This is a genomic window from Stappia albiluteola (assembly GCF_014050225.1).
Lineage (GTDB): Bacteria > Pseudomonadota > Alphaproteobacteria > Rhizobiales > Stappiaceae > Hongsoonwoonella > Hongsoonwoonella albiluteola.
This window is the reverse complement of the sequence record NZ_JACFXV010000053.1, coordinates 416696-435540: the sequence shown is the minus strand read 5'-3', so window position 1 is coordinate 435540 and position 18845 is coordinate 416696. Positions and strand designations below refer to the sequence as shown.

Annotated in this window: 15 protein-coding genes and 1 pseudogene; 9 read left to right on the top strand and 7 right to left on the bottom strand. The window is 61.9% G+C overall.

The features are described 5' to 3' along the window. Positions 1-756 precede the first annotated feature (756 nt). Positions 757-2523 carry an ATP-dependent nuclease gene (locus tag H2509_RS12340; protein WP_328805072.1) on the top strand — a complete coding sequence of 589 codons (1767 nt, stop codon included), beginning with the start codon at positions 757-759 and terminating at the stop codon, positions 2521-2523. Between the two features lie 401 nt (positions 2524-2924). On the opposite strand, the pseudogene uvrB reads toward H2509_RS12340, so the two are convergent. Both uvrB and H2509_RS12330 read right to left on the bottom strand, forming a co-directional pair. Continuing rightward, positions 2925-5301, bottom strand: a pseudogene (gene uvrB / locus H2509_RS12335) (excinuclease ABC subunit UvrB); the annotation flags it as partial. Between the two features lie 290 nt (positions 5302-5591). Further along, positions 5592-6149, bottom strand: coding sequence for a hypothetical protein (locus H2509_RS12330; protein ID WP_182165698.1), 558 nt, complete (start codon positions 6147-6149; stop codon positions 5592-5594). Between the two features lie 93 nt (positions 6150-6242). On the opposite strand from H2509_RS12330, the gene H2509_RS12325 reads away from it, so the two are divergent. Next, positions 6243-7103: a choline/ethanolamine kinase family protein gene (locus tag H2509_RS12325; protein ID WP_182165696.1), complete on the top strand. Its 861-nt coding sequence runs from the start codon at positions 6243-6245 to the stop codon at positions 7101-7103. Positions 7104-7122: 19 nt separating this feature from the next. Then, positions 7123-7488, top strand: a complete 366-nt coding sequence (locus H2509_RS12320) for a cupin domain-containing protein (protein ID WP_182165694.1) — start codon at positions 7123-7125, stop codon at positions 7486-7488. Here the strand turns inward: H2509_RS12320 and H2509_RS12315 are convergent. The 5 genes from H2509_RS12315 to H2509_RS12295 form a co-directional block, all read right to left on the bottom strand. Next, positions 7485-8450, bottom strand: a complete 966-nt coding sequence (locus H2509_RS12315) for a heparan-alpha-glucosaminide N-acetyltransferase (protein WP_209001926.1) — start codon at positions 8448-8450, stop codon at positions 7485-7487. The two genes, H2509_RS12320 and H2509_RS12315, sit on opposite strands and share 4 nt — an antisense overlap. Positions 8451-8559: 109 nt before the next feature. Continuing rightward, positions 8560-8709, bottom strand: coding sequence for a hypothetical protein (locus H2509_RS12310; protein WP_182165692.1), 150 nt, complete (start codon positions 8707-8709; stop codon positions 8560-8562). A 283-nt stretch (positions 8710-8992) separates the two neighbouring features. Continuing rightward, the gene (locus tag H2509_RS12305; protein ID WP_182165690.1) at positions 8993-9403 is read right to left on the bottom strand and encodes a DUF3775 domain-containing protein; all 411 of its coding nucleotides are present in this window, start codon (positions 9401-9403) and stop codon (positions 8993-8995) included. A gap of 185 nt (positions 9404-9588) precedes the next feature. Then, positions 9589-10005, bottom strand: a complete 417-nt coding sequence (locus H2509_RS12300; RefSeq protein ID WP_182165688.1) for a hypothetical protein — start codon at positions 10003-10005, stop codon at positions 9589-9591. A gap of 17 nt (positions 10006-10022) precedes the next feature. After that, the gene (locus H2509_RS12295; protein ID WP_182165686.1) at positions 10023-10289 is read right to left on the bottom strand and encodes a hypothetical protein; all 267 of its coding nucleotides are present in this window, start codon (positions 10287-10289) and stop codon (positions 10023-10025) included. A 294-nt stretch (positions 10290-10583) separates the two neighbouring features. On the opposite strand from H2509_RS12295, the gene H2509_RS12290 reads away from it, so the two are divergent. The 6 genes from H2509_RS12290 (at position 10584) to msrP (ending at position 18402) form a co-directional block, all read left to right on the top strand. Continuing rightward, positions 10584-11699, top strand: coding sequence for a PAS domain-containing protein (locus H2509_RS12290; protein WP_182165684.1), 1116 nt, complete (start codon positions 10584-10586; stop codon positions 11697-11699). Positions 11700-11904: 205 nt separating this feature from the next. Next, positions 11905-13104 carry a pyridoxal phosphate-dependent aminotransferase gene (locus H2509_RS12285; protein WP_182165682.1) on the top strand — a complete coding sequence of 400 codons (1200 nt, stop codon included), beginning with the start codon at positions 11905-11907 and terminating at the stop codon, positions 13102-13104. A 157-nt stretch (positions 13105-13261) separates the two neighbouring features. After that, positions 13262-13732 (top strand): DUF992 domain-containing protein, encoded by a 471-nt coding sequence (locus H2509_RS12280; protein ID WP_182165680.1) that lies wholly within the window; start codon positions 13262-13264, stop codon positions 13730-13732. 219 nt (positions 13733-13951) lie between these two features. After that, positions 13952-16027, top strand: a complete 2076-nt coding sequence (locus tag H2509_RS12275; RefSeq protein ID WP_182165678.1) for an elongation factor G — start codon at positions 13952-13954, stop codon at positions 16025-16027. A gap of 74 nt (positions 16028-16101) precedes the next feature. After that, positions 16102-17259, top strand: coding sequence for a PQQ-dependent sugar dehydrogenase (locus H2509_RS12270; RefSeq protein WP_235974885.1), 1158 nt, complete (start codon positions 16102-16104; stop codon positions 17257-17259). 180 nt (positions 17260-17439) lie between these two features. After that, positions 17440-18402: a protein-methionine-sulfoxide reductase catalytic subunit MsrP gene (msrP, locus tag H2509_RS12265; protein ID WP_182165676.1), complete on the top strand. Its 963-nt coding sequence runs from the start codon at positions 17440-17442 to the stop codon at positions 18400-18402. The last annotated feature ends 443 nt before the right edge of the window (positions 18403-18845 follow it).

Genomic DNA, 18845 nt, shown 5'->3' with positions numbered 1-18845 from the left:
TGCCTGACCGCCGGCCTTCGACGTGACGCACTGCCTCTCCCCTCGTCATCGCCGGGCCTAGACCCGGCGATCCATCGGGCGGTGGCGAAATGTGCTGGCGCTTCATGGATACGCGGGTCGTGCCCGCGTATGACGAACCGGGAGGTTGCAGCAGAGAGGCAGCCACAAGCTCTGTCATGCCCGGCTTGACCGGGCATCCAGTAACCGCCAACGCCGGAGATTTAGCCACTGAGGCGGGTGTCTACTGGATCCCCGTCTTCACGGGGATGACACCTGAGTTCGGAGCAAGCGCATTGCCTGACCGCCGGCCTTCGACGTGACGCACAGCCTCTCCCCTCGTCATCGCCGGGCCCAGACCCGGCGATCCATGGACGGCGGCGAAATGTGCTGGTGCTTCATGGATACGCGGGTCAAGCCCGCGTATGACGAACCGAGAGGTTACGGCAGAAAGGCAACCGCACACTCCGCCGTCATCCCGGGCGAGCGAGGCGCAGCCGAGTGCCGATCCGGTATCCAGAAATCGTCGCGGGCATGGCCCGCTCTCTATTCAAAGAGCGTCCCGGATCACGCGTGGCTGACATCTGGTTCGCGGCTCTCGCGGTGCAATGGCTTGATGCCACTATCGCCCACCAATGAGGCACTCGAAACTACAGCATACACATGAGCGGGGATATGGATTGCATCAGCTGCAATTTGGCCTACAGAATTTAAAGAACACATTACATAGTCGTATACATTCAATGCTGATTCCGAGATATGGGACTGGGGTGTAAAAGACGAATGTTTAAGAGGATTGAGCTGATAAATTTTCGAAGGCACGGCAGGTTTTCCGTATCGTGTAGGGAAAGAAATATCTTGGTCGGGCCAAATAACACTGGAAAATCATCAATTTTAGATGCGCTTAGAATTTTTTCCGATGTGCAGAGATTTGCATCGCGCCGCGTTCCTATTCTTAAGAGTTATGAGGGATTGGGCGTTTGCGCGGCCTATGAAGCAACAAATCGTATATTCAGCGTAACACTAGAGAACATAGCCACGAACTATTCGTCAGATTTTGCAAAAATAATTATTACCAATGCTAATGATAATAATCTTCATGTATATCTTAATCCAGACCTTAAACCAGAAATATTTATTCAGACAGATCAAAGGATTTTGAAGAATAAAAACTTCTTCCACAAATGCTTCACTGAGAATGTTGTTGTAGTTCCAACGTTAAGTCAGTTTGAGGATTCGGAAAAACTAAACGACCAAGAATATGTGCGGGGCGTTGAGTATACGAGATTGGCGGCTAGAAATTTCCGCAATATTTGGAGAGGAAAAAGCACGGAAGAGTTTGAGGCCTTTAGAGTTCTAGTGCGACATCATTGGGAAGGTATAGATGTATCTCCGCCGGAGTTAAGCGGCGGTTTCCCTAAGTTGTTGCAAATGTTTTATCGAGAAAAGGGAGTTTCTCGGGAAATATATTGGTCAGGGTTTGGATTTCAAGCTTGGCTGCAAATGATGACGCACTTTCTTAGGGGAGGGCATGATAGCGTGTTGGTTCTCGATGAGCCCGACATATATCTTCATGCCGACTTGCAGCGCCGTCTCTTTCACATCGCTAAGAAGCTTTTCAACCAGATATTCATTGCGACACATTCATCGGAGATAATGAATGAAGCGAATGCTTCAGATGTAGTTTTGATTAAGCCAGGGCATTCGAAAGGCAGCCGCATTACTTCTGAAGCAGGGTACCGAGTGGCTCATACTCTACTCGGATCATCGGACAATGCAGATTTTGCGCGGCTGGCAAGAGCGAAAAGGATAATTGCTTTCGAAGGTAATGATAGGACTCTTTTCAAAAAATTTGAGCAAAAAATATTAAAGTCCGGAGTTCTGTCTGATCCAGATACGCTGTCTATCAAAATTGGAGGATATGAGAACTGGAGAAGAATTGATAATTTAAGGTGGATGTTTGGAGAACTGTTTGATATACAGGCAAAAATAGTATCTGTATTTGATAGAGACTATAGATGTAAAGAAGAAATCGAGGAGTTTGAGAGGCGACTGTCTGACGCAGGAGTAATCTGTCACGTTCTACGTAGAAAAGAGATCGAAAATTATCTACTAGAATTCGATCCTCTTTCAAAGGCGATAGAGAGAGCTGCGCATAGGAGAAATATAATTGTTAATTACAAGGAAATTATTCGCATTATTGAAGAAGTTGGGGGAATTCAGAAGGAGGATGCTTTAATAAATGTGCAATCATTTGCGACGAAATATTACGCCAGCAAAAGAGATGGTCGAGATCCGTCGACTATACTTAAGGCAGCCAAACTAGAATTCGATGGAGAGTGGGGTAAGGCCGGTTTCAAACAGAGAATCTCTGGGAAGCAGTTTATCGTGGATCTAAATTCACGTCTTAGGCAACGCTATGGATTCAGCGTTACTACTGCGATGATAGCAGATGAGTTTGATATTTCTGATATAGACAATGAGATGATCGAAATTATTCATTCAATAAATAAGCATTTATCATAGCTAAATGCACATATCTTTGTCATATTGAAAATGCTGCATTTATTAAACCGCTTGATGAGGTGCAAACTGGAGTCTCATCCTGTGATTATTTTACCTCCCAGCTCTCCCCGTCTTCTTCGGCCTGCCTCTCGGCCCTTTGTCCTCGTAGGAGCCGATGCCGGGGCGACCGCCGGGAAGGGGGACTTCCGTGCGGCCGACCGTCATCTCGTCGAGCGTATTCTTGCGCACTTTTGAGCTTGCGCTCACGGCCGTGCGCTCACTGCGTTCGCTGGCCTCCGCGGGGGCGGCCTGACCGGCCGGCGCGCGGTCGCGCTTGCCGTCCCTGCGGGACGGAAGATTCCCGCTTGCGCCGTATTTCTTCTCCCCCCGGTAACCGCCGGTGCGGTCGTCGATCTGCGACTGGCGGGCCAGCGGATCGTCGGCGACCGCAAGCTCGGTCTCGCGCAGGCGCTTGACCTCGTCGCGCAGGCGGGCGGCGGTTTCGAAGTCGAGATCGGCTGCCGCCTCGCGCATCTGCTTTTCCAGGTCCTCGATATGGGCCTGGAGATTGTGGCCGATGAGGGCGCCCGCTCCTTCGGCGAAGCCGGATTCCACCGTGACGTGGTCCTGCTCGTAGACGCTTTCCAGAATGTCGCCGATGGAGCGGCGCACGCTTTCCGGCGTGATGCCGTGCTCGACATTGTAGGCGAGCTGCTTTTCGCGGCGGCGGTTGGTCTCGGCGATCGCCCGGTCCATCGAGCCGGTAATGTGGTCGGCATAGAGGATGACGCGGCCGTCGACATTGCGCGCCGCGCGGCCGATGGTCTGGATCAGCGAGGTTTCCGAGCGCAGGAAGCCTTCCTTGTCGGCGTCGAGAATGGCGACCAGCGCGCATTCGGGAATGTCAAGGCCCTCGCGCAGCAGGTTGATGCCGACCAGCACGTCGAAGGCGCCGAGGCGCAGGTCGCGGATGATCTCGATGCGCTCCAGCGTGTCGATGTCGGAATGCATGTAGCGCACGCGCACGCCGTTTTCGTGCAGGTATTCGGTCAGGTCCTCGGCCATGCGCTTGGTCAGCGTGGTGACCAGCGTGCGGTAGCCCTGCTGCGCCACGGTGCGCACCTCGCCCAGCAGGTCGTCGACCTGGGTCTTGGCCGGGCGGATGTCGACCGGCGGGTCGATCAGGCCGGTGGGACGGATCACCTGCTCGGCGAAGACGCCGCCGGCCTCCTCCATCTCCCAGGAGCCGGGCGTGGCGGAAACGGCGACGGTCTGCGGCCGCATCGCGTCCCATTCCTCGAAGCGCAGCGGCCGGTTGTCCATGCAGGAGGGCAGGCGGAAGCCGTATTCGGCCAGCGTCGCCTTGCGGCGGAAGTCGCCCCGGTACATGCCGCCGATCTGCGGGATGGTGACGTGGCTTTCGTCGGCGAAGACGATGGCGTTGTCCGGCAGGTATTCGAACAGCGTCGGCGGCGGCTCGCCCGGCGCGCGGCCGGTGAGGTAGCGCGAATAGTTCTCGATGCCGGCGCAGGAGCCGGTGGCCTCCAGCATCTCCAGGTCGAACAGGGTGCGCTGCTCCAGCCGCTGCGCTTCCAGCAGGCGGCCGTGATTGTTCAGCTCCTCCAGCCGCTGCTTCAGCTCGGCCTTGATCGACTTGGTCGCCTGGTTCAGCGTCGGCTTGGGCGTGACATAGTGCGAATTGGCGTAGATCTTGACCGACTTCATCTCGCCGGACTTCTGGCCGGTGAGGGGGTCGAACTCGGTGATCGCCTCGATCTCGTCGCCGAACAGGGAGACGCGCCAGGCGCGGTCCTCGTAGTGGGCGGGGAAGATCTCCACCGTGTCGCCGCGCACCCGGAAGGTGCCGCGCTGGAAGGCCGCGTCGTTGCGCTTGTATTGCAGGGCGACGAGATCGGCGAGCAACTGGCGCTGGTCGATGCGCTCGCCCACCTCCAGCGCGAATGTCATCGCCGTATAGGTCTCGACCGAGCCGATACCGTAGATGCAGGAGACGGAGGCGACGATGATGACGTCGTCGCGTTCGAGCAGGGCGCGCGTCGCCGAGTGGCGCATGCGGTCGATCTGCTCGTTCACCGAGGATTCCTTCTCGATATAGGTGTCGGTGCGCGGGACGTAGGCCTCCGGCTGGTAATAGTCGTAGTAGGAGACGAAATACTCGACGGCGTTGTCCGGGAAGAAGCTCTTGAACTCGCCGTAGAGCTGGGCCGCCAGCGTCTTGTTCGGCGCCAGGATCAGCGCCGGGCGCTGGGTGCGGGCGATCACCTGCGCCATCGTGTAGGTCTTGCCCGAGCCGGTGACGCCGAGCAGCACCTGCGTCTTGTCCTCCCGCTCCAGCCCCTCGACGAGATCGGCGATGGCGGTCGGCTGGTCGCCGCGCGGCTCGTATTCGGAACAGAGCCTGATGGGGATGCCGCCCTCGGACTTCTCCGGCCGGGGCGGGCGGTGCGGCGTCCACGGCTTGCCGTCGCGGTGCAGCGGATTGCCGTGCTCGATCAGCGCCGACAGGGCGCGCACGGTTTCGGTGTGGCCGGTGGTGCCGTCGGAAAGCTCGGGCGGGGCCTTTTTCTTTTTCTTGTTGTCCTTGACGTGGCGGGAAAGCAGCTTCTCCGCCTCTTCCAGCGACACGTCCAGGCCGGCGATCGGGTTGAGGCCGCTGGCGGCGCGCTCGCGCGGGTCGCTGGAGGCGCCCATGGAGGTGCCGCGCGCGCTGCGGGCCGGCGCCTTCTGCTTCGGCGCGGCGGCTTTCTTCTCCTTCGCGGCCTTCGGCGAAGGCTTCAGCGTCGCCGGGTCTTCCTCCTCGATCTGCTGCGCCCAGTCCGCCACGAAACCCGTCAGCGGCGCGCCGTCCAGCGGGCGCTGCGGCGCCTCGCCGAAGCCTTCCGGCGCATCGTTGCCGGGAAGGGCGTAGGGCTCGTCGGGGGAGGAGGGGGAGGGAGAGGAAGGTCGCTTGGCCATGGCGCGAATATGGTCCGAAAGGCGGCGGAAGGAAACCCCGCGTTCCCGCTCTGTCCGCCGGCGACGCCGCGCTGCTGACAGGACGGTGGCAGCAGGTGGCGCGGTTCCTGTCTTCAGTGGCAGCCGGAGCCGGTGCTGTCCATTGCCGCGGCAGCGCCCTGCAGCGAGAAGCGGGCCGCGGTCTCGAAGGGCGAGCCGTCCGGGGCGCGGTCCGGCAGCAGGTCGAAACGCAGCACAAGCGAGGTGCCGCCGCGCAGCGCGGCGACGAAGGGGGCCGTCAGTGGCGACAGGTAGTTGTCGTCCGCGCCGCCCTCGGAGAGGATCACCGTGCTCCATTCGGAACCGGCGGCGGCCAGCGGAAACATCTCGCCGTCGATCTCGCCCTGCACCTTGCCCGGCTGGTAGTGGAAATCTCCGGTTGCGCCGAGGGTCGAATTGAGGATCGGCCCGTCATTGGCCGAGAAGACCTCAAGGTTCATCTCGCCGTCGCATTGCACCGACAGCGCAACGATGGTCGAATTCGTCTCGTCGACATGGGTGAAGGCGGTGCCGTCGGCGGTTTCCCACCCGGCAGCGGATACGGCTCCGGGCTGGAGGCCCAGGGCGAGAAGGACGGCGGCGAATAACGGACGGTGCATGATGTGATTGTGCCGGGCAATTTTGCCGAGCATATGTCGCGAGTCCCGATCGCGGGCAAGAACGTTGAAGGGCACCTTCGCGAATGTGATCGGGCCGGCATCGGCAGGATGTGGTTCAGGAGTGCGATGAGCTTCGAAGTGGGCGAGAACGGGGAGATCGCAGCGGCCTTGCGGACCGTGCCGGGGCTCGTCGTGCCCGGGCACTGGCGGGCGACGCGGCTGTCGGGTCTATCGAACCGCGTTTACCGGGTCGACGGGCCGGGTCTCGGCGTCGTCGTGCGCCTGCCGCGTGCCGAGACGGCGGGACTGGTGGACCGTAAGGCTGAGGCCCGGAACGCCCGCATCGCCGAGGATCTCGGTATTGGCGCGCCGATCCTGCATCTCGATCCGCAAACCGGGGTAATGGTGACGCAGCTGGTGCCCGGCGTCCGGCCGCTGAAAGCGGGGGCCGTGAGCGCCGCGCAGGCCGCGCGCGCGGGGCGGACCTTCGCTCGGCTGCACGGATCGGGTCGCCGGTTTGCGGGGGTCTACCGTCCGTCGGCGACGATCGGGGAAGCCATTGGCGGCCTCCGCGACGACCGCATCCTGGCGCTGGGCAGGCGGGCCGCCGAGGCGGCCCAGCGGCTCGAGGCGACGGCGGGTCCCCCCGTTCCCTGCCACTGCGATCCGGTGCCGGACAACGCACTGGACGACGGCAAGCTTGTGCGGCTGGTCGACTGGGAATATTCCGCCATGGCGGATCCGGCCTGGGATCTCGCCTATTTCGTGCTGGAAACCGGGCTCGACGTGTCGGCGCAGGCGGCGCTTCTGGATGCGTATTCATCGCCGCAGCTTGCCGGGCGGGTGGAAGTGATGAAGCCCATATGCGACATGGTCTCGGGCCTGTGGGCGCTGGGTCAGGCGGCGGCCGGCAATCCGGCGGCGGACTTCAATGCCTATGGCATGGCGCGGCTGGCGCGGGCCGAAAGCGCGCTGGCTGGCGAATAATTAGAAGGGAGCAAGCACGATGGCGACTGGAAAAGCCGGCATATACCGGATCGGCGAAAGCGAGAGCGAGGCGGAGAGCTATCGGCCGGCGGCGGAGAAGGTCGTCTCCGGCGATCCGCTGCAGACAATCTGGAACTGCTACACCGACAAGACCGGCCATTTCAGCGCTGGCATCTGGCAGGGCGAACCGGGCAAGGTGCATGTCAATTACACCGAGGAAGAGGTCTGCGTGCTGCTGGAAGGCGAAGTGCGGCTGACCGACGGCGAGGGCAACGGCGAGACCTTCCGCAAGGGCGATGCCTTCGCCATCCCGGCAGGTTTTCGCGGCACCTGGGAAACCGTCGAGCGGGCGAAAAAGATCTACGTGATCCTGGAGAAAGCCTAATCGCTCTCGGCGAGGCACAGGGTGTAGGTGTTGCGCAGGATGCGGGTGAGTTCCTCGTCCTGCGGCGTTTCGATCAGCCGTTGCCAGTTGCCCGTCGCTTTTATGCCGTCGAGCGTACACTGGCAGGCGCGCTCGCAGATCGCGGCGTCCTGCGTTGCCGAGCAGGAAAGCCGGCAATTGCCGAGAAACTCTACTTCGGCGGGTGCCTGCGTGAGGCCGAGCGCAACCGCGCTCCACACGAGGCCGAACAGGATTGGCTGGTGCAGCAGATAGACAGGCAGGGAATGCCTGCCGGCCAGCGCTGCGAAACGCGAAACGGCGCCCCGCGCCCGCCATTCGCCCAGCCGATGCAGCCAGCCCCGCGAATAGGCCAGCCGCCCGACGAGAACACCGAGCAGCACCGCCGCGAACCACGGAACCATCGGCACGTAGTCGACGGCGGCCGGCGGCGAGGTTGACAGTCCCGTCCATAGCAGCCCGGCCTGATTGAAAATATCCGCGCGGGCCCAGAAGGGCAGCGATACGACAATTGCGACGCCGAGCATGGTTGCCGGCAGCGGCAGGCGGAGAAAGGGCAGGGCGAGCAGGCTTGCCAGCGCGATGCAGTGGAGAATGCCGAAGCGGACGAACTGGTCGCCGAGGGCGAACCAGGTGCCGACGCTCACGGCTGCGGCTGCCAGGGCGATTTTGGCGAAGCGAACCGCGATTGCCCGCCAGCGAAAACCATTGCCATTGGCCAGCACCAGGCTGACGCCGACGAGGAACAGGAAGCTGGAGGCGATCGCGATTGCGAAGACCCGCCATCCGATCCCGGCGGCAACGTTCCAGTCGACGATTCGAAACCAGAACAGGTCCCAGGACAGGTGATAGATCGCCATCGCCAGCAGCGCTGCCGCCCGGGCGATGTCGACGGCATCGAGGCGTCCCAGCGCCGGCCGTTGTGGACTATTCGTTGCGCGCACGGGCTTGAACCGGATGTCGCTGCGAAAACGGGCCGTGGTTCAGATCATGCCCGGCGAAACACCGGCCGCAAAGGCTGGAAAGCAAGAGGAAAGCCGAGGAAAAGAAGGATCAGACCGGGGGGAAAGCGACGAAAAGCATGAAGACGAGAGCGGCGGAAAATACGGTGACCTTGAAGAAGAGGGGCCAGGGAGACGGCTTGGAAAGCGTGAACATGTCCTGGGTAAACATGTCTTGGTCCGTGCGGTCCATCAGGCTCATGCGCTTCTCCCTGCCGAGGGTGCAACCGTCGAAACGGCACCGAATCCCCCATAACGCGTGCTTGACGATTAAGGATCTTGGTTAATGAACTGTAAACGTTCGTGATCGGGAGGGTCACGCGTTATCCCTAGGAATTGACCGGCAGGGAGCGGTTCGAGTGACGAATTGTCGCGGCCTGTTGCAAATAGGCACCGGATTCCGGGCCTTTGCAGTCAGTTGATTGTAACGCAACGGAATTTTTCCGGGGATATCGGTGCCAGCCCGGGTTAAGCCGCAAATCGCCTCAAAGATCGAGCGCGTCGAGACCGGCTTCCAGATAGTCGGCAAGCAGCGGCATGCCAATCAGGTATTTCGCGGTGGAGCGGACGGCACGGTCGCGCGCCTCCTCGACCGCCTGCTCGAAATCTCCGGCATCGAAATCGCCGCGACCGATCCATGCGATGGCGACGAGTTCGGCCGACTCGTCGACATTCAGGTCCTCGATGAGTTCCCGCAATTCTTCCTCGGAAAGATCGTCGGCTTCCTCTTCGGCCAGTCCGTCATGCGCATGGGTGTCGGTGAGGGTGTCGGTGTCGAACTCGATCTCGCCCTCATGCCCCTCCTCGAAGCCGCCGTCGATCGCGGAAGTCGCCGCGCGCGCTTTCTGGATCAGCATCCGGATGGTCTCTGGCGACAAGGTCAGGTCGACCGGCATGATCGCGCACTCCCGTTCTGGCGGCCGCACCGCGCTTTTCGCTGTCGGAGCAACTCGGTCCAGCCTGAGGCTACTCTAGCGCAATCTTTGCGATACGTAACGTGGCAGCCTTGGCGGAGCGCGGAGGAAGAGGGGCGATCTTCGATTTCCCGGCGAAATTTGCCGCGCAATTCCCGGCAGTGCGGTCAGTTGACCCGGTCGGCGCGGGGCGAAGCCGGCAGGGCCGCCGTTGCACGTTCGGCCTTGATGTCCCTGCTGCTGGATTGCGCGAGCCCACCGGCGGTCTTGTCGGGATGACGCACCTGCGCCTTTTCGATCGCCTGAGCGGCGTCATTCGCCGGTTCAATGCTTCGATCTGGATTGGAAGCCTGCGGCACGGCATGCGCTGTCGCCTCCAGGTGGGCGGGCGCGCTGGCCTGTTTCAGCTGCACGTCCGGCGGCGACGCCTCGGCGCCGCGCAGGACTGCCGCCACGGGCCGGCCGAAAAAGACGAGCGTCAGCGCAAGGGCCAGGCCGATGCAGGTTGCCGTCATCAGCTGTCTGGCGGCACGCGCGCCGGTGTCCTGTTCCCAGCGAAACCCGTCTTCCCGCTTCACAGCCATCGTCTCCTGGTTCCTTGTCAAAGCCGGTTCTGCTGCCGGTTGCGAAAACCGGAGAGCAGGTTCCGTGTCAGGTTGCGCACCAGGAAGGCGGTGACGAGCAGCATCACGGCGAAAAGGATGCTGATGGCGCCGATGGCCCAGTCTTCCCTCGAACTCAGCGGTCCGGCGCGGGCACTTGAGGCGATCACCGCCGGCAACAGGCAGGCGAAGACCGCAAAAGCGATATAACGGGCAATTGATCGGGCGCGGCGTTTGCGCCTGTTACCCCGATACTCCTCCACCATTGACCAACACTCCCCATACCGATGGTGGTACTCGACGCGGCGGAGAATTGCGCCCGATCTCGGCCTCCTGAGGTTCTCAATCGGGCATTCGCTGAGAGATTTCGTGGTCAATTTGTGGCGGTGCACAAGGGCCCGGTGCCGGCGACGCAGAAACGCGGATGAGCCGCATCCTTTTGTTATTTACGGCTTTTACACCTGATGCAGTCACTGTCTGGGAAACAAGGACGCCTGTAGAAGCCAGCCGCGGTCCTCACGCGGATGGGCCGGTCGGTGGCACGCAGGATGGGCGAGCACATGATGGACTCTTTTGAAGGATCGGATGACGCTAGGGCATCCAGCCAGGCCCTCGAGATGGACGAAACGGATGCCGGTATGCAGAAGCCGGCACTCAGCCTTGCCGGCCTGACTTTCTTCGTCGTCGATGCCGTCGCCAAGCAGATCCTCTGGATGGAGCCGGAGGGGCTCGATTTCGAAGGCAGTGCCGGCCTGCACCAGGCCCCGCTGACGAGTGCCTTGCGGCTCCTCTCGCAGGGCGACCAGAAACAGATCCTCTCCCTGATTCAGCATGCGGTCCAGAAAGGGGCAGGCGGGCCGATCGAGCTCGGTGGCGATGAACTGGGGCAGGGACTGTCGCTGACCGCGCAGCGCTACGATGTGGCAGGCGGCGGGGCGCTGGTGATTGCGGCGGCCGACGCGCAGCCTCCGGTGGAGGCGACGGGCGCGGCGGTGCGCGGCGTCGCGCCCCTTATTCGCCATCTGGTGGAAAGCAGCCCAAGAGCCGTTCTGGTTGTCGACAGCTTCGGTTACGTCCGCTATGCCAACGACAACTTCTTCACGATGTTCCAGATCGACGATCCGAAATTCTGCATCGGACGGAACATCGCCCACATTCCCGCACGGCTCGGCAAGACGCTTCCCGGCGTCATCCTGACGGGCCTCGCCCGCCGGGCCCCGGCCCAGGCGACGCGCCGTTTCTTCCTCGCCAACGGCGACGCGATGTCGCTCAATTTCTCGCTGATGCCGTTCCGCGTTTCGGCCGGCCTTGGCGGTGCGGTCTTCATGGCGGAGCGAAAGACCGGCGGCGACCTCGATTTCTTCCGCGTATTCGATGCCGTAGCGACCAATATCCTGGTCGTCGACGTCAAGACCCGCATGATCGTTGCCGCCAACCAGGCGGCGCGCAAATCGCTGGCCATGACCCAGCAGATGATGGAATCGGCACCCGTCACCGAAAACCTGCTGCACCCCAAGACGCTCAAGGCATTGATCGACCAGGCGCAGTCCGGCAATCCCGCGCCGATGCAGGCTTCCGTCAGCGGCTTCGACGGGGTGACCCGCAGCAAGCGGCTGCGGCCGGTGCTGCTGCAGCAGGAAGAGAATTTCTATCTCGTCATCGAAAGCAAGCACTGATCGGTTTTTCCCGCGCCGCACGTTGTGCGGATGCGAGAAATCGGTTGCCAATTTTCCCGGCGATGGACTACACCCACCAGAATTCCGGCAACTCCGTCCCGAGGCGGAGCCGGCTGCCGTTCGGGTGCGATCAGACCGAATTTCCGCTCTTGAGGCGTCCTTGCGCCCGAAACAATTCCGATACGGCCTTTCAGAGGAGGGCACCATGGGCTTTATCGCCGACGCGCTGTCACGTGTGAAACCATCCGCGACGATCGCGGTCACCAACAAGGCGCGCGAGCTGAAAGCCGCGGGCCGCGACGTGATCGGTCTTGGCGCGGGTGAGCCGGATTTCGACACGCCTGAAAACATCAAGCAGGCCGCGATCGCCGCCATCGTCGGCGGCAAGACGAAATACACCGCCGTCGACGGCATTCCGGAGCTGAAGGCCGCGATCTGCGCCAAGTTCAAGCGCGAGAACGGCCTCGATTACGTGCCGGGCCAGATCACCGTCGGCACGGGCGGCAAGCAGGTGCTCTACAACGCGCTGATCGCGACGCTGAACCCGGGCGACGAGGTGGTGATCCCGACGCCCTACTGGGTGAGCTATCCCGACATGGTGCTGCTGGCCGGCGGCACGCCGGTGATCGTCGAGGCCGACAAGCAGACCTTCAAGATCTCTCCCGAAGCGCTGGATGCGACGATCACGCCGAAGACCAAGTGGGTGATCTTCAACTCGCCCTCCAATCCCTCCGGCGCGGCCTACACGCGATCGGAGCTTCGGGCGCTTTGCGACGTGCTGCTGCGTCATCCCCATGTCTGGGTGATGACGGACGACATGTATGAACACCTCGTCTACGACAGTTTCGAGTTCACGACGCCCGCGCAGGTGGAGCCGAAGCTTTATGACCGCACGCTGACGGTCAACGGCGTCTCCAAGGCCTATGCGATGACCGGCTGGCGCATCGGCTATGCCGGCGGCCCGGAAAGCCTGATCAAGGCCATGGCGAAGGTGCAGTCGCAGTCGACCTCCAACCCCTGCTCGATCGCTCAATACGCGGCCGTCGAGGCGCTGAACGGCACTCAGGATTTCATCCCGAAGAACAACGAGGTCTTCAAGGCGCGCCGCGATCTCGTCGTGTCGATGCTGAACCAGGCCAAGGGGATCACCTGCCCCGTGCCGGAAGGCGCCTTCTATGTGTTCCCGTCCTGCGCCGGCACGATCGGCAAGGCCGCGCCGTCCGGCAAGGTGATCGAAACGGACGAGGACTTCGTCACGGAGCTTCTGGAAACCGAAGGCGTTGCCGTCGTCCAGGGGTCCGCCTTCGGTCTCGGCCCGAATTTCCGCATTTCCTATGCGACCTCGACCGAGGCTCTGGAAGAGGCCTGCCTGCGAATTCAGCGCTTCTGCGGGAATTTGCGGTAACTCTGCGCGCTGACTCGCACAAGGATCATAAAAAGGGCGGCAGTGCTCCGCCCTTTTTTATTCGATTGGCTGGCTTCCGCACCGGGCTGTGAAAACGTGTTTCCTTCCTTATATGACGTAAGGTAATAAATTACCATAGTCAGAAGGGAGTTCCGCCATGCATCGCCTTGTGGTCTTTGGTCTCGCATTGTTTGCCCTGCCGGCAGCGGCTCTCGCCCAAAGCAGCGCCCCTGGCGTGCAGGTCGGCGTGCTCAGCTGCGAAGTGGAAGGCGGCAGCGGCTTCATTTTCGGATCGACGAAGGGTCTCCAGTGCACCTTCGACAAGGCGGGTGGCGGCAAGGAAAGCTACAAGGGGACGATCAACGAATTCGGCCTCGACATCGGCACGGTGAAGGAAGCCAAGGTCGTCTGGGCGGTCCTCGCGCCGTCGGCGGACATGAAGCCGGGGGCACTGGCCGGCAAATATGCCGGCGTATCGGCAGGCGCCACGCTTGGCGTGGGCCTTGAGGCCAATGCCCTGATCGGCGGGCTGGATCGCTCGATAGCGCTCAATCCCCTGAGCCTTGGCAGCACGCAAGGCTTTGACATTCAGGCGGGCCTTGCATCGCTGACGCTTACGCACCAGTGAATTTTCCCTGCTCGGCAAATGCGACCGCAGCGGCGTTTTTTGGCGCTGCGGCGACGGTTTCCCTTGCGTTTTGCCTGCGATCGGCGCGACGATATTTGCCCGCCCGCACACGGCGGACGGCGGCGCGGAAACGCGACGTCCTCTGAAATTCGTCGCTTGGCCCGCGCCTCAATTCGGGCGACCGCTTGTCGCGGTCCCGCCAAAGCTGGAGGCAACACCATGGGAGACGAACGCAAGGGCAAGGAACAAAAGGCCGACAACGGCAGACTAGCCGGGCCCCGGTGCATAGCGATCATCGGCCCTTTCGCCAGCGGCAAGACCACGCTGCTTGAGGCCATTCTCGCACGCACAGGGGCCATCCAGAGACAGGGGACGATCGCCGCCGCCAATACGGTGGGCGATGCATCTCCGGAAGCTCGCGATCACGCCATGAGCGTGGAACTGAACGTGGCCGAAACCGATTATCTCGGCGACACCTATACCTTTATTGATTGCCCGGGTTCCGTCGAATTCCTTGCCGAAGCGGATGGCGCGCTGGCCGGCGTGGACATGGCGATCGTCGTCGTCGAGGCCGATGAAAAGAAAGTGCCTGCCCTGCAGGTGATCCTGAAGCGGCTTGAAGATCTTGCCATTCCCCGCGTCCTGTTCATCAACAAGATCGACAAGACCACGATGCGCGTGCGCGACGTGTTGCAGACCCTCCAGCCGGCGTCGGCGGTGCCGATGGTGTTGCGCCAGATCCCGATCTGGAAGAACGGCATTGCCATGGGCTTCATCGATCTCGCGCTCGAACGCGCCTTCGTCTATCGCGAGCATGCCGAGAGCCTTGTGATCGAAATTCCCGACGATGACCGCGCCCGCGAGGTCGAAGCCCGTTTCGAGATGCTGGAAAAACTGGCCGACCACGACGACGTGCTGATGGAAGCGCTGCTGGAAGATATCGCGCCGGGAAAGGAGCGGGTGTTCGGCGACCTGGTGGAGGAAATGCGCCAGGCCGTCATCTGTCCGGTCTTCATCGGCTCCGCCGAGCATGGCAACGGCATTCAGCGCCTGTTGAAAGCGCTGCGGCATGAAGCACCCGACATCGGCATGACCCGCGCGCGGCTCGGTGTCGATGACGGCGCGCCGGCGACGGTCCAGATCCTCAAGACGGTCCATACGCCGCATGCCGGCAAGCTTTCGATCGCGCGTATCCTCACGGGCTCGATCGGCGATGCCGACGTTCTCGTTCGTGAGGACGGTTCCGAAGCGCGCATATCCGGCTTCTACCGGGTGGTGGGCCAGCAGGCGACAAAGCGCGACAGGGCCGAAGTCGGCGAAACGGTAGGTCTCGGCAAGCTGGAGAAGGTTCAGACGGGAGAAACGCTGGGCGGGGCCGGGCCTGTGACCCAGCTTGCCCGCCTGGAGACGCCGCCGCCGGTCTTGGCGATCGCGGTGGCGCCGAAGGAGCGGCGCGACGACGTGAAGCTCTCGGCAGCGCTTGCCAAACTGGCGGAGGAGGATCGCGGCCTGATCGTACGCCACGCGCAGGATTCAGCCGAAACCATCCTGGAAGGCCAGGGCGAGATGCATTTGCGCGTCGCGCTGGAGCGGCTGCACGGCAAATACGGCCTCGACGTGGAGCGGCGCGTTGCCACCGTGCCCTATCGCGAGACGATCCGTGGCGGTACGAGCATTCGCGGCCGGCACAAGAAGCAGTCGGGCGGCCACGGCCAGTTCGGCGATGTGGTGCTCGAAATCCGCCCGCTGGAACGCGGTGGAGGCTTCGTATTCGACGACAGGATCACCGGCGGCGTCGTGCCCAAGCAATACATCCCTTCGGTCGGCGAGGGCGTGAAGGAAGCGTTGCGTGAGGGACCGCTCGGCTTTCCGGTGGTCGATGTCGGCGTAACCCTCACCGACGGCTCCTACCACTCGGTGGATTCCTCTGATCAGGCCTTTCGCATGGCGGCGATCCTCGGAATGCGGGACGGCCTTCCGCAGTGCAAGCCCGTGCTGCTGGAGCCGATCTACGAGGTGGTCGTTGCCTGTCCGAATGACACGACGGCGAAGATCAATGCCATCATTTCGGCGCGGCGCGGGCAGATTCTCGGCTTCGACGCCCGTCCGGGCTGGCCGGGCTGGGACGAGGTGCGCTGCACCATGCCGGAGGCCGAAATCGGCGAGCTGATCGTCGAGGTACGTTCGGCGACCGCCGGCGTCGGCAGCTATACGAAGCGCTTCGGCCACATGGCGGAGCTCTCCGGCAAGGCGGCCGAGGAAATATGCCAGCGCTTCGGCAAGCAGGCTGCCTGAATTGGGAGATGACCGGATACGGGCGCACGGCGTCCGTATCCGCGCTTGGGCGGGGGCGAAAGCAAGGTGTCTTCATGCGTTCCATGTTCCGCCCCCTCCTTCAGGTTCTTCCGGCTGCGACCCTGCTGTTCGTCCAGGGTGCCGGGGCTGCCGTCTCATCCGAAGCCAGGATCTTTCGCACCGAGAAAGCGGATATCAGGGTGACGAAGGTCGCAGGCGACCTCGATCATCCCTGGGGGTTCCTCTTCCTGCCGGACGGGTCGATCCTGCTGAACGAGCGCGGCTCAGCCATGGTGCTGATCGCTCCGGACGGCAAAAGCAAATCCGCGGTGGCAGGCGTGCCGGATTTTTTCGCCTGGGGTCAGGCGGGGCTGATGGACCTCGTTCCGGCGCCGGATTTCGAGACGTCCGGTACGATCTACTTCACCTATACGGAAGGCGTGGAGGGCAGCCTTGGCACGGCGGCGGCGCGGGCGAAGCTGGTGCGCATGGGAAAGGGCGCGCGGCTTGAAGACGTGAAGGTGCTTGTCCGGATGGAGAAGCGCACGGAATCGCTCGACAATTTCGGCTCCCGCATCCTGCCCGCACCGGATGGCACCCTGTTCGTCGCCTTCGGCGACCGCATGCAAGGGGAGCGGGCGCAGGATCCGTTCGACACTGCCGGCAAGGTGATGCGGGTCAATCCGGATGGCTCCATTCCTCCTGACAATCCCTTCGCGGATGGCGGGAAGGCGCTGAAGGAGATCTGGTCGACCGGCCACCGCAACATCCAGGGCATGGCGATCCAACCGGGAACGGGAGCCCTTTGGACCGTGGAACATGGTCCGCAGGGCGGCGACGAGATCAACCGTCCGCAAGCCGGCGGGAACTACGGCTGGCCGGTCATCACCTATGGCCGCGACTATTCCGGCGATCCGGTCGGTATCGGCACGCATGCGGAAGGCATGGAGCAACCCATCCACTATTGGGTTCCCTCCATCGCTCCCTCCGGCATGATCTTTCACGACGGCAGCGCCATTCCTGCCTGGAAGGACGACCTACTGGTCGGGGCGCTCAGGGACCAGATGATCGTGCGCCTTGAGATTGCCGACGGAAAGGTCGTGCACGAGGAGAGGATGATCCAGGGGGAATTCGGCCGCATCCGCACGCTCAGGAACGGGCCGGACGGAGCGATATGGTTCTCGACCGACGAGGATGAGGGCGCGCTTTACCGGATTGCGCCGGCCGACTGACAGTGGTCGCTCAAGCGCAGTTCAACCGGGCTTGATTTGATGCAGGGCCGATACCGCGCTACCTCCGGTTAGGGAAACAAGATGGCAGTAGAGTGCCCGCGACTTTGTTCGTCCCTGTCGCTGCCGAAGCGGCGCCCAACGGGGCGGGGAAGGGGAGCGCGGGCCAAGCTGGAGGAAGAGATGCACATAATCCGCAAGAAGGGCTGGGAGATCCCGGAGTCACAGGCGACGCCGGAATCGATCTTTCTCAACCGCCGCTCCGTGCTTGCCGGTCTTGCGGGAACGGGTGCGCTCATTGCCGGAAGCACGCTGCCGCGCCCGGCCTTTGCCGAGGAAGATCCGAGTGCCGGTCTTTATCCCGCCAAGCGCAACGAGGCCTATGTGGTCGACCGGGAACTGACGCCGGAGAAATATTCCTCCCGCTACAACAACTTCTATGAGTTCGGTTCGCACAAGCAGATCTTCAACGCCGCCCAGGCCCTGGAAACGCGGCCCTGGGAGATTGCCATCGACGGCATGGTCGACAATCCGCAGACGATCGGCATCGACGATCTGCTGAAGAAGGTTTCGCTGGAAGAGCGGCTTTACCGCCACCGTTGCGTCGAAGCCTGGTCGATGACCGTACCCTGGACGGGCTTCGCGCTCGCCGATCTTGTGAAGCTCGCCTCGCCGCAGGCCGGCGCGAAATATCTGCGCTTCGAGACCTTCATGGATCCGGATACGGCAAGCGGACAGCGCGCCTCCTGGTACCCTTGGCCCTATGTGGAAGGCGTAACCATGGAAGAGGCGACCAACGACCTCTCCTTCATGGTGACGGGTATTTACGGCAAGCCGCTCGCCAAGCAGTTCGGCGCGCCGATCCGTCTCGCCTTGCCGTGGAAATACGGCTTCAAGTCGATCAAGTCGATCGTCAAGATCACCTTCACCGACGAGCGGCCGGTCAGCTTCTGGGAAGAGATCCAGGGTTCGGAATACGGCTTCTGGGCCAATGTGAACCCGGAAGTGTCGCACCCTCGCTGGAGCCAGGCCCAGGAAACCGTGCTGCATACCGGCGAGCGCGTTCCGACCCTGCTTTTCAACGGCTATGGCGAGCAGGTGGCCGGCCTCTACAAGGGGCTGGAGAACGAGCGCCTCTATATGTAAGTGCGCACCATATGCATTGAAATTTGAGAGAGCCGGCACAGCGCATGTGCCGGCCTTTTTCTTGCGCTGGTGTGTGAAGAGAGAAGGAGGTGCGGCGTCGTGGCCGCTCTTGTTTGATCACAATCTGGTGTGCGTTTTTTGCATAGGCAGATGCCTGATCGTTAATCGCGCTTAGAGAATAGGCACTCGATCCGACGAATTGAAAGGCGTAAATGGATCAATGAATTGTGCGATGCAACAATGCGCCTCCGAGCCGGTCGGCGCCAGCCGCTGCGCATGATTGTTTCCGAAACCGGGTGTTTGAGGGCAAAAAAGTGCCGGGCGCGAGGCCCGGCAGTTATTTTGATCAAACCGTCAGTGACGGAGTAATCACCTTCCAGAGGGGAACAGCTGGCTGCATCAGACGTCGCTGGGAGGAGATAGCGACGAAGCAAACCAACAGC

Coding starts and splice junctions, on each gene's coding strand:
- H2509_RS12305 (WP_182165690.1), bottom strand. CDS start 9,403: ATGCCGGTCGACCTGACCTTGTCGCCAGAGACCATCCGGATGCTGATC.
- H2509_RS12325 (WP_182165696.1), top strand. CDS start 6,243: ATGAGCTTCGAAGTGGGCGAGAACGGGGAGATCGCAGCGGCCTTGCGG.
- H2509_RS12320 (WP_182165694.1), top strand. CDS start 7,123: ATGGCGACTGGAAAAGCCGGCATATACCGGATCGGCGAAAGCGAGAGC.
- H2509_RS12275 (WP_182165678.1), top strand. CDS start 13,952: ATGGGAGACGAACGCAAGGGCAAGGAACAAAAGGCCGACAACGGCAGA.
- H2509_RS12340 (WP_328805072.1), top strand. CDS start 757: ATGGGACTGGGGTGTAAAAGACGAATGTTTAAGAGGATTGAGCTGATA.
- H2509_RS12270 (WP_235974885.1), top strand. CDS start 16,102: ATGCGTTCCATGTTCCGCCCCCTCCTTCAGGTTCTTCCGGCTGCGACC.
- H2509_RS12290 (WP_182165684.1), top strand. CDS start 10,584: ATGATGGACTCTTTTGAAGGATCGGATGACGCTAGGGCATCCAGCCAG.
- H2509_RS12280 (WP_182165680.1), top strand. CDS start 13,262: ATGCATCGCCTTGTGGTCTTTGGTCTCGCATTGTTTGCCCTGCCGGCA.
- H2509_RS12295 (WP_182165686.1), bottom strand. CDS start 10,289: ATGGTGGAGGAGTATCGGGGTAACAGGCGCAAACGCCGCGCCCGATCA.
- H2509_RS12285 (WP_182165682.1), top strand. CDS start 11,905: ATGGGCTTTATCGCCGACGCGCTGTCACGTGTGAAACCATCCGCGACG.
- H2509_RS12330 (WP_182165698.1), bottom strand. CDS start 6,149: ATGCTCGGCAAAATTGCCCGGCACAATCACATCATGCACCGTCCGTTA.
- H2509_RS12310 (WP_182165692.1), bottom strand. CDS start 8,709: ATGAGCCTGATGGACCGCACGGACCAAGACATGTTTACCCAGGACATG.
- H2509_RS12300 (WP_182165688.1), bottom strand. CDS start 10,005: ATGGCTGTGAAGCGGGAAGACGGGTTTCGCTGGGAACAGGACACCGGC.
- msrP (WP_182165676.1), top strand. CDS start 17,440: ATGCACATAATCCGCAAGAAGGGCTGGGAGATCCCGGAGTCACAGGCG.